The organism is Paraburkholderia dilworthii (assembly GCF_000472525.1).
GTDB lineage: Bacteria > Pseudomonadota > Gammaproteobacteria > Burkholderiales > Burkholderiaceae > Paraburkholderia > Paraburkholderia dilworthii.
The window spans coordinates 82,035-96,077 of sequence record NZ_AWZT01000027.1 but is presented as its reverse complement, the minus strand read 5'-3'; the positions used below and the strand labels follow the sequence as shown (position 1 = coordinate 96,077).

Here is a 14,043-nt window from a genome sequence, read left to right as displayed (position 1 = left end):
CGTAATCAACGGCGGCACGATCGACTGGTCGAAGAGCACAGGCATCGTCAGCGCGCTTTACGATATGAACGGCGGCTTTAGCGCAGGCACGCTTGTCGCTAACCCGGCCTGGCTCGCGCCGCTGTACAGCGGTCTCGTGACGCAGATAACCGGCTACCAGCTCGTCAACTCGCTCACCGACCTTCAGAAGATNGAGAACAATCTTGCCGGCAACTACGCGTTAGGCAAAGACCTCGACGCTGGCAATTCCACGTTCCAGACGCTTGGTTTCGCTGCCGGCACGTCGTTCACCGGGCAGTTCGACGGTATGTGGCATACGATCTCAAACCTTTTGCCGACCTACGTCGCGGTGTTTGGCGATATCGGTCCAAACGGCGTCGTGCGCGACCTGAACGTCAAAGCAAATGTCGGCAACCAATCGCCGGTTTTCTTTTTTGACGGGACCGCGATAGTAGCCATTGACAATTATGGAACGATCGCCAATGTCTTTACGTCCGGGGCCATTGCCTCATCGTTCGGTGATGCAGGCAACGTCTTCGCCGGGCTTGTCGCTGTCAACTATGGGTTGATCGCGCGCTCTGGCAGCAGCGCTACCGTCACGGCGGATAGTACTGTCGCCGGGCTGGTTGTCGGTAACGAAGGCACGATCACCGAGTCATATGCCACCGGCCCGGTCGTCGGATTTAATTCGCACAGTTCAGCCGGAGGACTCGTTGGATCATTCGTAGGGAACACCGGCGCGATCACACAGTCGTTTGCGTCCGGAAGGGTGGCCGCACTATCGGGGATAACTGGCGGTATCTGCGCCAGGTGCGGTGCTCTTGGAAGCGACGTTTACTGGAACGTCCAGACGACGGGTCAACCGTCGAGCGGTGGCAATCTACCGGCATCGAACGGGCTCACTACCGCTCAGATGAGCGACCCGAAAAGTTTTTCCGGCTGGGACTTCGGCCCGAACGGCGTGTGGGTGATGCTGCCCGGTGCCACCCACCCCGTTCTCGCCTGGCAGGTCGCGCCGCATTGAACCCAACGTCCGTCTGCGGAACATTTATAGCTGCGGGCAGTGGAACTTGCGTTCTCTCCGGAACTGGCCGGTTGACCCATCGTCTTCAACCGATTGATTGCTGCTCCAATTGAGGAGTTGTCAGGGAAGTGCGCACGGACAGGGTTTGGCGTAGGTAGGTCGCCGGAGGCCTGCCCGGCAAGGCCCCTTCAATACTTCGACGACAACGAATAGCAAAACTCAGAGACCTGCCTGCGGTCGTCCAAGTTGAGCCATTAGATGCTGCAACGGAAACAATAAATTCCGCTATTCCGTCATTCCGGGCGGTGTGTCTCCACTTGTCTGGGTGCGTCTAAATCCGCCACGCCGGCATAGGTTTGCCGGCGTTATGCAGCAGACTTAGCTAGACTTTCTTCTCTGACGACATGAGCGTCTTAGCGGCACGCGTAGTGCCTTGAAGTATTGTTTTGCGCATTGCGTGGCGGGTTGGCAATGATCCGTCGTTATCCGGATCAGCGCCCGACCGTTGCTTTATCGACTCGCCCGGATAGCGGCGTACGGTGCCGGCTCCGCCCTTATGCACTCGTGCTCAAGCGCGCCGAACTGAGCGTTGCTTATTGCCTGATGGTTGCCATTGCGATCCTCGAAATCGTTCTGTTTCGCGTTGCGTCCGGCGAAGCGGTTTCATCCTTCAAAGTGCGAGCGCTGCAGCGCGCATCTTCCGGACTTGAACTTCCCCGCTCATACAAGTGCCTCGCGATCTGTTGCGCGCGTAGACGATGTTCGATGACGGCGAGTGTGGGGCGAACGTCGAGTCGGGAGCTCGAGGCCGATCTGAGAGAGCATTCTTCATTTTCGGCCACAACAAAAAAGTTTTTGGGATAAAGCGTGCGCAAGCGCGCATTCGAGAGCCGATTCCGAGCGTTGCACGGTGGCAAATAACATAATCTGGGTGTACCGCAGCAGCCGAGCGGCTCGTTGAACGGACTGACTCCGCGAGAAGGACGGCCACCGTCCAGTCTCAGTACATACCCTATTGTCTACGCGAAAAATGAACAGCTTCGATACGAGCATCGAGACTTTTTTTAGCGGATTCAATTCTTGTGCTCTGTGCAATCATGCCGTGCGAGCCATCGCGGACATGTACACGTTCAAAGGTTTGATTCTGGTTCCCGTTCTATGGTGGCTATGGTTCCAGTCGGCCGAGCATCGGCAATGGCGGCGTGAAGTCGTTATTGCGACTACCGTGAGCGGACTATTGGCTCTTCTGGCTGGAAGACTTCTGGCACATTTTTTACCGTTTCGCATGCGCCCAGCGTATTCGGCCGAGCTGCATCTTCATTTCCCCGTTGTGCCGCAAAGCGAAAGCCTGTTGGCAGGGTGGAGTTCATTTCCGAGCGATCACGCAATGCTGTGGATGTCGATTGCGGTAGGCATCTTCATCGTCTCTCGCCGCGTCGGCATTCTAGCGCTCCTGTATGTCGCTATTTTCATTTGCATTCCGCGCGCCTACCTCGGGTTCCATTACCCCACGGACCTATTGGGAGGAGCCGCGATTGGCATCGTCATTACTTTCATCATGACTCGCGATTCTGTGAGAAGACATTACGCGACCTATATGCTGCGTTGGATCGAGCGCAACCCGGGACCATCGGCGATGCTTGGATTCGTGCTTTGCGTGGAACTTGTTACTCAGTTCGATGAAATTAGAGCCTTCGCCACGTCCGTCCTCAAAGTTGTTTGATTCGTTTGTTTTCCATACGGTTGACGGAACGATCGAGGCGGAGGTGCTCGTGCGAAGGCCGACCGTCTTGTCTCGCATCCCCCCGGAACATGCAGCTAGGAGGTCGCTTTGCGACGCCAACGAAGAGGCGGGATGAGCGCCAGCTTTCTTCCAAAAGATATCGCAGCGCAAAACGTCGACACAGTCAGAAAAGGAGCTTTGATGACTGCTCGAAAGGGAACGGTGCAGAGTGGCAGGCCGTTGTATTTGTGGAGCATCTGGCTGATTGCCACTGTTGTGGCTTCATCGCCGCTCTTCGTCTCGTCGATGCCACCATTGGGGCAGCACTTCTATAACATCGTCAGAGTAGACATTCTGGGGCATCCGGGTTCCTACGCTGGCAACTTCATAGTTAGGTGGGACCCCTTACCCGATCTTGCGATGGACCTGACTGTCCCGTGGATCGCGAAGCTGATGCCGGTAGAGTGGGCCGCATGGCTTTTTATCGTCGTCGAACTCGCGTTGCTGAGCTCGGGCTGCCTGATTCTCAGCCGTGCCGTGAATGGCCGCTGGTCGTGGTTCCCGCTGCTCAGTTTTCTGCTTCTCTACAACTGGATCCTGATACGCGGTTACGACAACTTTCTGTTCGGGGTCGGCCTTTGTTTGTGGGCCATAGCCTTGCATGTGGCGCTTCGTCCGTCCACGGTCGTGCGAATCATAGCGTCGTCTTGCTGCGCGCTTGTGATTTACTTTTGCCATCTTTTTCCTTTGGCCGTTTTTGCACTGGTCATAGGGACTTGGGAGCTTGGCTGTTTCCTGCAGGAAGGGATGCTGCTAAGCCGCTCGCTCGTCAGGCACGCAAGCGCAAGCCTGGTTCCGTTGATACTTCCCTTGGTATTGCTGGCGCATAGCAGTACCGGCGGACTTCGTGGCTCGGTCGATTTTGGCTTCGTTCATATATTCGCCAAGGTCCGCGGTTGGCTCGATGTCTTCGCTATCGGCAATCCCCCGGCCGACGTCACAGTTCTGGCGAGCCTGGGTCTGACGTTAGCCGTCGGCTTTCTCTTGAGATGGTGGACGTGTAAGCCTGAGTGCCGGATAACGGTAATTGTGCTTCCGCTCGTAGCACTGTTCGCGCCGTTTTCCGCATTTGCTTCTTATGGCGTGGTCGAGCGATGCGCGCTCAGCTTCGCATTCCTGCTGACTGCACTGGTGGATGTGCGGGCGTCGGCACCGCGTCTGCAACGTGTCGGCGCGCTCGCGCTTGCAATTGTTTTCCTGTTTCGCATTGCGACGGTGACGGCCGATTGGCGCGCTGCAAAGCCTGCCATTCAGGCATACCGCTCTACGTTCGCGTCCTTGAAACCGGGCTCGGTCCTGTTTCAATACAAGCAGGATACGACGTACCCATCCCCAAGGGTCGACCCTCACCGCTGGAATCCGTACCTGGATAAGGTCGTCGCGCTTGCAACGCTTGATCGGGTCCTCGTACCGGACCTTTATCTGAAGCCTGGCCAGCAGCCGGTGCTTTACCGCGCTGAAAACGTCGCATTGAGGAAGTTCCAGGACGATATCGAAAACGGCGACACTGCATTCCTCGCAAACGACGGCATGTTGCGCGCGTGGGCGGCAGACTTGCAAGACAGATTTCCGGACCTGCAAACCCGATTCACGGAAGTCTATCTGGCCGTGTTCGATCCGCAACGGCGCCTGTCTGAAACACTGACTGGTTGGCAACTTGTTGCGACTCTACCGGAACATCGACTTTACCGAATGCTTCCTCGATGAGCAGAGCTTCGCGCCTTCTTTTACCGCACGCAGCCGGTGTGCACGGTCGATCAGCGACGCAGCCAGCCGAGGGCAATCGGTGTTGTGAGCAGCTTGCGATACAGCGCGATCGCTGAGGATGTTATGGGCGTGCCGCCGATTCTCCAGAGCGGCGTCATCAGCGCGTAGGCGAGGCACGCGACAACAGCGGCCCCCATCATATCGAGCGGAAAATGCACGCCCACGAATACGCGTGCCCAAGCGACTGCCGCGCCGACGAATAGAGCGAGTCCTGAGCGCTTCGAGCTTTGTCATCGCGAAGAAGTATGTAAATTAATTCGTCAGGGGAGGTGTGCGGCTTGCCGCGTCACAAATCAGCACAGGAACAACGTCGAGTCTGATATCGGCATATCGACCGCGACAGTCCCGCCATCGGCCTCGTGTGCCGCTTGACAGGATCTCGCACGCGCTCGCGACAGTTTCATTAGACTCACTTGCTCCATTGCATCTCGCCGGGCGTGTTCCTGTCGAGTTGAAGCCGCTTGTCGATGGTTTGAATGATCTGCTGAACCGGCTCGACATCGCATCACAGTCTCAACGCACATTCGTGGCTGACGCCGCGCACGAACTTCGTTCGCCGCTAGCCGCATTGAAACTTCAGATACAGACTGCGGAGCGTGATGGCTCAGTAGCCGGTTCGACCACGTTTGCGCGCATCGAGGGCAGGCTCGACCGGTTGATCCACCTCGTGCAGCAACTCCTGACTCTTGCACGCGAAGATGCTCCCCGTGCTGTGCAGTTCAAAGTCGTCAGTCTGCGGGGATTGGCGGAGCGCGCAGTTGCAGACGCTTCCGTTCTCGCCGAGGCCAGGAAAATTGATCTCGGGCTGGAGTGCGACGATGCCTCCACTGCTCATGATCTCTATAACGTCCACGCAGAAGCCGGCGGTATCGAAGTCCTGCTAAACAACGTGATTGACAACGCTATCCGCTATACGCCGGAACACGGGAAGGTCGACGTAATACTTGCCCGAAACGGAGCGGAAGTCAGCGTACGGGTCGTCGATAGCGGCCCCGGGATTCCCGAGACAGAACTTGAACGGGTTTTTGACCGCTTCTATGGCAGCATCGGGAGAAAGGAGCAGGGTAGTGGTCTGGGACTGGCAATTGCGTCGCGCATCGCACAGAGGCATAACGCCACGCTTCGTCCGGAGAACAATAACGGGCGGCCCGGACTTAGCGTTGCTTTAACAGGTCTGCGCAGCGGCTAGCAAGCGTCGCGACGATCCGCTGGCCCGGAAGCCGACACAACGCGCAAGCGCCGTCCAGCCACGCGTACCGTGAAGGCGGGCGGTGGCATCCGAGTTACTTTGCACATTTTTGAGCGGCCATAGATCAGGACTGTACGACATTGGAAAACGCAAAGTGCCAAGACTCCGTCCGCTAGCGCAAATGGTGCGCACTGGTGCTCGGACGGCGTTGAGGGCCGCTATTATTCCAGGCGGCTGCAGACGCTGCGAGCGGCGTCCGCAGCCTGAACCGTCTAGAAGCTTCGTGCGTCGAAGCCCGGCAACGGCTGCGTGCCCTCCAATACCACTGCGTCAAGCAGCTTCGGATCGAGCCCGAGCACGCGCAGTATCGTTGGCGCGACCTGCGTTGTCTGCACGCGCTCACCGACCTCCCGACCTACACCGGGAGCACCGGGTACGTAGACGATGAGGCCCAGGTGGCTGTCATCCGGCGCATTGCCTCCGTGTTCCTCGTCCTTCTTGGTGCTACTCGTGTAGATGACGCCAGGGTTCGGCTGAACGATGATGTCCGGTGTTCGGCCCCGCGCTGGGTCGCCAAAGCGCGCCGCCAGCGGACGGCCATAGAGAATATAAGCCTGCGGGCCGTCCGCGCAGATTCCGGGCGCATTGCAACTCAGGTTGTCCTTAAGCGTCTTGACGGCGGCGGCGAGCTGACTCTGATCGCGCAGCCACACGAGCCCGACGTCGTCGGTCTGTATGAAGCCTGTAGCTGTGAGTTCTGTTCCGTCATTGAGGCTGCCGCTTTTTGTATTCGCTTGTCCAATGTTGCCGCCCGGATCGAAATAGTTGCCTGATTCAAGCAGCTTGGACAGCGTGTCGCCGTTTTTCACCAGCTTCGAGTGGTCCGTGGGCGACTGGCCATGCTTTGAGGTGACGATAATCGCGGTGGACTGATAGAGGCCGCGCTGCTTCAGTTCGGCCACCATTCGCCCAAGGGATGCGTCGATGTACGCGATGGCCGCTGCGACTTGCGGGCCGGGCGTGAAGCTCGCATCCAGGTAGCCGCCGCCGGTGGCCACTGGCGCCTTTTGTGCAACGCTTAGCGTTTGGAAGTTGGTGCCGAGCACGGTTGGCACACTGGCCGCTGCATCGCCCTTCGATGTCTTGCCGTCGATTTGATTGATGATTGCTGCGACGTGGAGGTCATCGAACTTTTCGGTATGGTTGTAGACATCCGTGTAATCGGTGCCGGTCGCGGGGTCGATCGAATTGATCTCGGTTCGCATGACATCGTCGACGCCGCGTCCGGAAGGGCCGTTCAGCCAGTCATAGCCCCACGCATGCTTGTCCGCCCAAGCCGTGCGCGCGCCTCTAAAATTCTGTTTGACGACTTCGAAGAGCGTGTTGGTCTTTACATAGTCGTGCGGATAAACGGGCTTGCAAACCCCATTGATCTTCGCGTGAGGGATGGCCTGCGGATTGAATCCGCCACCGCCATCAAGATGCGTCAGTGCGCCGCCATTCTCGGCGTCGATGCCGGTGGTTTCGTCGAACACGACGTTCCAGCCTTGGGGACCGCTGCATGTGGAGTCGGAGGGCGCGTATAGCGTTCTGTCGTACGAGACGTCGTAGAAAAGCCCTGCGCTCTTAGGCGAGCCGCCGGTTACAAGCGCGGCGAGACCCGGAAAAGAGTCTGACAAACCCGGCGTGTGGGCATTGGTGTAAATGGTGCCGGCCTTGGCAAGAAGCGCGATGTTAGGACACGCGTTCGAGGCGATGCATCGCGCCACGTCTTGTTCGTGCAGACCGTCGAAGCTGATAAGAAGCACGCGCGCGACGTCTGAGTGGCTGCCATGACGATCGCCATCTCGCCCGCGATGATGGTCCTCCCCTGCAGTTGCACTCGCTGCGCAAAATGCCGCGAGCGTCACGGCTGCACTTGACAACAAATTTTGCAAGGGCCATTGCGGTCTTCTTCGGTTCATGTCTCGTCCTCATTGATGGATAACAGAACAACCTGTCGGACCATCAATTTGCAACGCGTTTGCGTCGAGTCCGTGAACGTTGACTTTCGATTAGCTGTATTTCGCCGGGTTTGCACAAGAATTTAAATCGGGGAGCGTTAGGCTCGGTTAAGGTTTCCTTAAGGATGTCGTGATGTGGCGTGCGGAATGTATCGGTATCGACTTCGACGCAGTCACTCGAGTGGGCGGGGAACCACTGCGACGGTCGTCGCGTGTCCATATTAGTGCCGCAAGTCGGTCACATGGTGCCGGCCATCGCGGTGGTGCCGGGCCGAACGCTTACGCGCGACAACGGCCCTTGACTAGCGTGCGCACGAGGGACTGAAGAGTCTGAAGCTAATGACCGCCAGAGCGGTCTCGTGCCTGGCACGTCGTCGCAGCTCCTCTGCGAGCAGTTCCTGGAACACTGCCAATTCGGCTTCTCCATACGTCTCGCAAAATCCGGCGAGCGTCTCACCAATAGCGCGCTGTTCGGTTTCTGGAGTCAACGTGCTACTTATGTGCGACGAGCCGCGCGCCAGTTCGAGCGCATAAGCGATGCGCGCGCTCGCCGACACGGCACCGCGCGATTTTCCCTTTCTCATAGGTTTTGCTCTGTTATCTGTCCGCGCACGCCGGCTACTTGAAGGAGCGCGCTCGGTGCTTATTTACCATCCGATGCTTAAGGAAAATTTAAGGCGCATTCTTTTGAAGTGCAGTGGTTGGAATGTAGGTGAGTGCCGCGGCGGCTGCAAAATAGAAGGCTTCCGCAAAGTGCGGCTGGCAACGTTCGACACTCTGCTAAGTCATCGCCGGTCGAAACCACTTCATCATGTCCCTGAACTGCACCGCGACGCATGCAGGCGACGGCGGCCGGATACACCACTCGCGACAGCTGCTCAGCGGAATGAAGCGATGTTCGTGCATGAAGCTTTGCGGTGTCTAGTCAGTTAGCTGCAATTCCGCGACGTGGGCACTTCCAGGGAGCGGGGGATGCGCGCGATTTCGCCAAGCCCGACGCAGTCCATAGAGGGAAGGACCGGGAGTCGATTTAAGCGGCGGCAACGGTTGCCCCGTCGAGCGGTACTGAACACGCTCGTGGCTCACGCCGCTTATTTGGCGTACCTCGCCAACAACGAACGGATCGCCGGGTCATTCATGTTTTTCGGCGTAACGGTGACCACGTCGACGAATATATTGTGGGGCGGCGGATGACCCTGCAGTGCCTCGACCAGGGACGCCAAGGCGAGGTAACCCATGCGGTAAGGGTCCTGCAATATGGCGGCGTATACGATTCCTCTTTTGAGGCCTTACAGGAATTCCGGACGCCAGTCGAATAGCACAAGGCGCGGGCGCTGGCCAATTGCCGCGGTTTCAATTACTCGCACAACGCCGTAGGAGATTGGTTCGGCCGGCGCGAAAACGGCGTCCAGGCGGGCTGGGTAGGCGTTTATCACCTCAGCGATCAGCGCTTCAGCATCGCGGGGTCGATACCCCACGTAGGTGTCGATCACCACATCCCATCCCTCTCTCCGTGCGACGCTTAAGAATCCGCTTTCTCTCGCGGTAGTCGAACTCACGTTGGGCGCGAGCCGCAGCAGTCCGACACAAGCGCCGCATCGGCCGACACGCCCCAAGCATTGTGGTCCCCCTTCCGCGGAGGCGACGAGCAAGAAACGCGTGATATGTCCTTCCGCGCCATCTGCAAAGCAGCACATAACTGGCCGCTTCAGGCTTTCGCCCTTATATCGGACTGACCCTCTAGCGCTGAACATTGCCGGATGCGCCGTCAAACCGGACGCGCGCGGCATGGATGTCGGGATAACGACGATCGGCCCAATCGATGAGGGCCGCCATCGGATCCAACAGGGATTGGCCTAGTGGGGCGAGACGATATTCGACGCTTGGCGGGCTGGTGGGAAAAACGTGGCGGGTGATGAGTCCGTCGCGCTCCAGATAGCGGAGTGTCTGGGTAAGCATGCGCTTGGAGATGTCCGGGATAGCTCGGTGAAGCTCACTGAAGCGCTGCGATTGCGTCGCGAGCTCCATGATCATGAGCATGCTCCATTTGTCGCCGATGCGGTCGAGCACGTCGCGAACCGCGCAGTGTGCGGGCTGGGCGTCGCCCAACTGACGTTGATATCGGCTGAATCTCTCGATCGCATTCTGAGCGGTGGTCATTCGGGTTCCCTTTAACTCTTCTGGTAACAAAAAACTGCCTCCTTACGGCGCAAGGCATAGGTCTCTATGATAGACCTGCTCTCAGACAAAGACCGTCCCTCAGGGAGTTCTGATGCCAAGACCTGCGTCGGCCCCCTTTAGTAGCGGACTCGGGCGGACATCCGGGCCGGCGTGTGGTGGAGTCGCAGGGGGCGCCCAAGATTCGAATATCACCGCGTCCAGCCGCAGCCGCAGCCGCAGCCGCAGCGGCGGTCGCAGAAATATTGGTGTTTAAGGGCAATATTCATTTCAGGAGAAACACATGTTTTTGGTAATGGGAATTACGGGACGCGTAGGCGGCGCAACGGCCCAACATCTGCTGGCGCAAACCAGGAAAGTACGGGCGCTGGTCCGCAATCGCGAGAAGGCGACGAATTGGGCGGATCAAGGTGTGGAACTCGTCGACGGCGACTGGAATGATGCGGCCGCCGTAGAGAGAGCGCTCGAAGGGGTCGAAGGTGCATTTGTCATGCTGCCAGCTGTCTGGGCACCCTCGCCTGATTTCACGGAAGCAAAGAGCGTAATCGCGAACTATGTCGAGGCGCTGACGAAGGCGGCGCCGCCGCGGGTGGTCGTGCTGTCGTCGATGGGTGCGAATAGAACCAGCGGGCTGGGAATGATCACGGCCCTGTCGCTTCTGGAAGAAGGGCTACGCCACCTGACCGTGCCGATCGCCTATGTGCGAGCCGGCGGGTTTTTCGAAAACTTCCTTTACGGCTTGCACGTCGCCCAGGGCGGCACGCTACCCGTCTACTACAACCCGACGAGTCGCAAGTCGACAATGATAGCGACCGACGATATCGGCGCCGAGGTGGCGACGCTGCTGACCGGGCCGGCGTGGTCCGGGCATCGCGTCGTCGAGGTTGGCTCGATGGTCAGCGCGGATGAAGTCGCAGCCCAGCTGGGCGAAGTCTTGCAGCGCGACGTCAAGGCCTTTGCCGTCCCGCGGGACGGCTGGCCAGCAGCGTTCGAACAGTTCGGCGTCCCGAAGGGCCGGACTGGACCGGCCGAAGCGATGTTCGATGCCGTCAACGCGGGCTGGATGGACCTCGGCGTCGCGGGTACGGAGCACGTCGCGGGCACGACGTCCCCTCGCGATGTCTTTGCAGCGGCCCTCAAGGCCACTACGGCATGAACAGCGGAGATCGTCCGGCTCGTCAACCAGGCGGCCACACTGGCTCGTCGGCAGCGCCCTCATCGGAGAAGGTAGAACGAATGTCCAGGATTTCCTGGCGCCGAGTATTACCTTGGGTTCTTGCCGCTTTTTTTGTCGTGGGATCGCTCAGCAACATCGTCGCCCCGCGATCCATCTTCGAGGAATACCTGAAGTGGGGATATCCGCACTGGTTCCATTTCGTGACCGGTTCGCTGGAACTCATGACCGCCGTTCTGCTGGCGCGAGCACGGACGCGGTTGTGGGGCTCGGTGCTCGGCTGCACCGTGATGTTGGCTGCGCTGGCAACCGTCACAGTCCACGGCGAATACGGACATGGAGTGGCGCCACTTGTCGTGGCGGCACTATCGATTGTTGTCGGCTGGATTGCCTGGCCCAAGCGGCTCGCTGCCGGTTCTGTGGCTCGGGCCTAAACCTTACTCGGCCTTCAAGAGCCCAAAAGCATGCTCCGGACCGCATGACACATGAACCGGTTTGCAGGCGGAGCTCGCTCTTTACCAGCTTAAGAAACGACGACTGTAAATTCGAGCCCCGATTCGAAGTCCAGCGTCGTTGTCGAAAAACGCGGATTGTCGTCGAGGTAGCGCTTGTACGGCCGAACGGCGTCCTCCGCCGTGTACATGTTGTCTGCGAGAACGATAGATCCCGGGCGCAGCAGGCGCTCAGTCTGCTTGAACAGATCCAGATAGGTGTTGGCCCATACGTCGATAAACACCATATCGAAGGTGCATTCCAGTTCGGAAACGGTCTGGAATGCATCGCCTTCCCACAGATCGACATAGGCATCTACACCCGCCGCTTTGACGTTGGCCCGAAGATGTGCGCATTTAACCGCGTCGAATTCGGTCGCTACAACCATTCCACTGCCCAACGTGCAAAGGGCCTCGGCGAGATACAGCGTGGACACGCCGCAGGAACTGCCGAGTTCGAGGATTCGAGCCGGTTTATGCGAAAGCACCAAGTTGTGTAAAAACCTTCCCGTTTTCGCTGACACGGCTAACGATAGGGGAGTGCCTTGCGACGATTCGAAATCTTCGCTAGATAGTCCGAGCGTTTCGAGAAACCGTCCACGCAGTCGAGGTGCGAGCGTGTCATATTCTTCCGCGAGAGTCAGAAACTCATCGCTCGATCCCTCGAACTGCGCCTGTGCGCGGGCTATTATTTCTGTCTGGCTCTGTTCGTGAAGCTGCCGCAAAAGAACTGCGCTTGACGACGCCATGTGCGCTCCTTGACGAGATCGGTAGTGTTGATGAAGCATCCCGCGACTGACCGCTACCTCAGGCAGCCCGCGATGTCCTTACGCCATGGGCAAAGACGTATGGCGCTACGCCGTTCTGGCGAGCGTGATCGCGCGTTCAGGGCACGCGGTCACGCAAAGACCGCAAGACCGGCAGGCGTCCGCGTTCGGCGTATAGGCGACTTTCATTCCATGCACGCGTAGCTTGAGGCGATGCATCAAATCGAGACTAAGATAATCGACCTCGTCTATGCGCCTGATCTCAAACACATTCTCGGGGCAGACATCGAGGCAATCGGCCTTACCTTCGCAACGTTTCAGGTCGATGACAGGCGCAATCACGCCCGCCTTCTGTTTGCAGTCGGCCGTTGATTTCCCGCGCATATTCAATCTCCCGCGCGCCGGGCGCGGCCCGATCGCCATGCCGTCTGGAAATGCTCCCGTTCCTCAGGCGTCATCGCTTCCCACTTGCGCCAATGACGCCGTTCGCGCCAGCCGCCATGTCCGCGGAATCCGCCGAACAGGATGCGGCTCAAAACCAGCAAGCCCAACGCATGCGCGAAGTCGATCGCACGGGCGCCGACGAATAACGCCGGAATCACCCAGTTCCATAGAGTCATGACCACCCACCCGAGCACGCCTATGCCGACCACCACAAGCAGCACCTTACCCACACATCTGATTCGATATTTCATGCGTCGACTCCTCTAAATGCCTAGTTCGTCATAAATGGCCTGCAATCGGGCGCGCAGATGCAAGACCGCGTAGCGTTTGCGCGCGAGCAGTGTATTCAGCGTGACACCGCTTTCCGCCACCATGTCTTTGAAGGACCGTCCCTCGAACTCGTGCCCGATAAACACCTCCCGTTGATTCGGCGGCAACTCATCAAGCGCATCCTCCAAGGCCTTAAGCAACAGGGCGCGAGCGTAGAGCGCTTCAGGACCCGCATCGTGGGCCGGGAGGGCGAGGTCGAGGCGATACTCACCGTTGGTGTCATCCTCGCCCTCGGACAAATCTGTCAGAGGCTCTTCTCTCTTCTTGCGAAAACGATCGATGATGCGATTGCGCGCGGCGCGGAAAAGCCACGCGCTCGCCTGTTCGATGGGAGCGGGCAGCCGGTAGGCCTGCACAAATTCATGGAGCACATCCTGCAGGATGTCCTCGGCATCGTCTGGATCGCGTATTCGTCGCCGGATAAAATTGACGAGCCTCGTGCGCTCACGCACCACGGTCGCGGTGATGTCGTTGTCTCGTTCGGTCATCGTGTGCGAGGTGGGTGGCGGTTCCATGCGTCTGAAGACGTTTCAGGAACGCGAATATTGTGGCAAGTGTGAAAATTCTTTCCCTTGGCAACTGCAGGGTCGCCTGAGGCAGTGCGTAACGGGGTTGTGACCCAAGTGACAGTAAGAAGTCAGCGCGTTTCCGTAAAGATGCGGCTGAACCAACAAACGCCGATGGGCCCGATCGAGGCATGGCCGGGGTTCGTTTCAGGCAGAGTTGCGACGGTCGGCGTCCGAGCGCACGCAGCCTGGAAGCCGGGCGCAGGTCGCCAGTGGACATAAGCCGGAAATGAAGCGTTATGCAGAAGGGCGGAAAATATGTCGATGACCTGCGTCGACATTAACCGTTCGTCGGAACGCATCGGAATGTTGCCCCCGAAAAAACAG

Annotated in this window: 14 protein-coding genes and 1 pseudogene; 5 read left to right on the top strand and 10 right to left on the bottom strand. The window is 58.6% G+C overall.

The features are described 5' to 3' along the window. The first annotated feature begins 2,054 nt into the window (after positions 1 to 2,054). Both F759_RS0122140 and F759_RS0122135 read left to right on the top strand, forming a co-directional pair. Entirely contained in the window at positions 2,055 to 2,747 is a 693-nt protein-coding gene (locus F759_RS0122140; RefSeq protein WP_027801792.1) for a phosphatase PAP2 family protein, read from the top strand. A gap of 132 nt (positions 2,748 to 2,879) precedes the next feature. After that, complete coding sequence (locus F759_RS0122135) at positions 2,880 to 4,514, top strand: hypothetical protein (RefSeq protein ID WP_244438884.1); 1,635 nt, start codon at positions 2,880 to 2,882, stop codon at positions 4,512 to 4,514. Positions 4,515 to 4,564: 50 nt separating this feature from the next. Here the strand turns inward: F759_RS0122135 and F759_RS42870 are convergent, their stop codons facing one another. Further along, the gene (locus F759_RS42870) at positions 4,565 to 4,738 is read right to left on the bottom strand and encodes a phosphatase PAP2 family protein (RefSeq protein WP_154670915.1); all 174 of its coding nucleotides are present in this window, start codon (positions 4,736 to 4,738) and stop codon (positions 4,565 to 4,567) included. A gap of 200 nt (positions 4,739 to 4,938) precedes the next feature. On the opposite strand from F759_RS42870, the pseudogene F759_RS38235 reads away from it, so the two are divergent. Next, positions 4,939 to 5,763: pseudogene (locus F759_RS38235) on the top strand (sensor histidine kinase); the annotation flags it as partial. A gap of 272 nt (positions 5,764 to 6,035) precedes the next feature. Here the strand turns inward: F759_RS38235 and F759_RS0122120 are convergent. The 5 genes from F759_RS0122120 to F759_RS0122100 form a co-directional block, all read right to left on the bottom strand. Beyond that, positions 6,036 to 7,727 (bottom strand): alkaline phosphatase family protein, encoded by a 1,692-nt coding sequence (locus F759_RS0122120; protein WP_036024942.1) that lies wholly within the window; start codon positions 7,725 to 7,727, stop codon positions 6,036 to 6,038. A 341-nt stretch (positions 7,728 to 8,068) separates the two neighbouring features. Continuing rightward, complete coding sequence (locus tag F759_RS0122115; protein WP_027801789.1) at positions 8,069 to 8,350, bottom strand: hypothetical protein; 282 nt, start codon at positions 8,348 to 8,350, stop codon at positions 8,069 to 8,071. Between the two features lie 507 nt (positions 8,351 to 8,857). Next, positions 8,858 to 9,004, bottom strand: coding sequence for a hypothetical protein (locus F759_RS44235; RefSeq protein WP_244438883.1), 147 nt, complete (start codon positions 9,002 to 9,004; stop codon positions 8,858 to 8,860). 51 nt (positions 9,005 to 9,055) lie between these two features. After that, a complete protein-coding gene (locus tag F759_RS44230) occupies positions 9,056 to 9,259 on the bottom strand; it encodes a type 1 periplasmic-binding domain-containing protein (RefSeq protein WP_244438882.1) in 204 nt (67 codons plus the stop codon). 247 nt (positions 9,260 to 9,506) lie between these two features. Next, the gene (locus F759_RS0122100; RefSeq protein WP_027801787.1) at positions 9,507 to 9,926 is read right to left on the bottom strand and encodes a winged helix-turn-helix transcriptional regulator; all 420 of its coding nucleotides are present in this window, start codon (positions 9,924 to 9,926) and stop codon (positions 9,507 to 9,509) included. A gap of 301 nt (positions 9,927 to 10,227) precedes the next feature. Here F759_RS0122100 and F759_RS0122095 point away from each other — a divergent pair, with 301 nt between their 5' ends. Next, positions 10,228 to 11,100, top strand: coding sequence for an NmrA family NAD(P)-binding protein (locus F759_RS0122095; RefSeq protein ID WP_027801786.1), 873 nt, complete (start codon positions 10,228 to 10,230; stop codon positions 11,098 to 11,100). An 80-nt stretch (positions 11,101 to 11,180) separates the two neighbouring features. Beyond that, positions 11,181 to 11,552 carry a DoxX family protein gene (locus tag F759_RS0122090; protein WP_027801785.1) on the top strand — a complete coding sequence of 124 codons (372 nt, stop codon included), beginning with the start codon at positions 11,181 to 11,183 and terminating at the stop codon, positions 11,550 to 11,552. A gap of 89 nt (positions 11,553 to 11,641) precedes the next feature. Here the strand turns inward: F759_RS0122090 and F759_RS0122085 are convergent, their stop codons facing one another. The 4 genes from F759_RS0122085 to F759_RS0122065 form a co-directional block, all read right to left on the bottom strand. Further along, a complete protein-coding gene (locus F759_RS0122085) occupies positions 11,642 to 12,358 on the bottom strand; it encodes an O-methyltransferase (RefSeq protein ID WP_027801784.1) in 717 nt (238 codons plus the stop codon). 105 nt (positions 12,359 to 12,463) lie between these two features. After that, positions 12,464 to 12,760, bottom strand: coding sequence for a 4Fe-4S dicluster domain-containing protein (locus tag F759_RS41110; protein ID WP_084534320.1), 297 nt, complete (start codon positions 12,758 to 12,760; stop codon positions 12,464 to 12,466). A 2-nt stretch (positions 12,761 to 12,762) separates the two neighbouring features. After that, positions 12,763 to 13,071 (bottom strand): hypothetical protein, encoded by a 309-nt coding sequence (locus tag F759_RS0122070; RefSeq protein ID WP_027801783.1) that lies wholly within the window; start codon positions 13,069 to 13,071, stop codon positions 12,763 to 12,765. A 12-nt stretch (positions 13,072 to 13,083) separates the two neighbouring features. Then, complete coding sequence (locus F759_RS0122065; RefSeq protein WP_027801782.1) at positions 13,084 to 13,665, bottom strand: RNA polymerase sigma factor; 582 nt, start codon at positions 13,663 to 13,665, stop codon at positions 13,084 to 13,086. Positions 13,666 to 14,043 lie beyond the last annotated feature (378 nt).